Raw genomic sequence first — 615 nt, 5'->3', positions numbered from 1 at the left:
AAATTCCTTGGGGTTTGCTGTTTTTTTGTTCAAATTTAACAATGATAATTACTTTTTTTGATGAAGGTAGGAAATTTAAGTTATAATATAACCAATCTTCTAACAAATGGGGTATCTGAAATGAATTCCCGCTGGAAAGAAATCATACAAATTCTTAAGACAGCTACTGAACCTATGACAAGTTCCCAGTTGTCGATTGATTTGCAAGTAAGCTCAAAGACGGTTAGAAATGATATAAAAGAATTAAATTTGCTGTTACATAAAAACAATATGCAGATTGAGTCACATAGAGGTAAAGGTTATAAACTGGAAATTAAGGATGAGAACAGATTTAATCAATTCTTACAACAATACATCCAGGAAGTAAGAAAAATAATACCGGATGAACCTACTGAACGTGTCACGTTTCTAGTTGAAAGGCTATTACTTGAGTCAAATTATGTAAAGATGGAAGATCTAGCTGATGAACTTTATGTTAGTCGCTCTACCTTACAAAGTGATTTAAAGTCCGTTCGTTACATATTTAAGCTTTATGATTTATCGCTAGACCAAAGGCCAAATTACGGTATTAAAATTATCGGCAATGAGGCTCAAATTCGATTTTGTATATCTGAG

The 615-nt window shown here is 32.2% G+C and carries 1 protein-coding gene; it reads left to right on the top strand.

Going from position 1 to position 615, the window contains the following annotated elements; translation table 11 throughout:
• Nucleotides 1–120 precede the first annotated feature (120 nt).
• Nucleotides 121–615: BglG family transcription antiterminator (locus AC3G7N_RS21645; RefSeq protein ID WP_489424192.1), on the top strand; the 495-nt coding region annotated here is incomplete at its 3' end.

The sequence above is a fragment of the Virgibacillus carmonensis genome, assembly GCF_057836705.1.
Note: the sequence above shows the minus strand (reverse complement) of the source record. Positions and strands in the feature narration are given on the sequence as shown.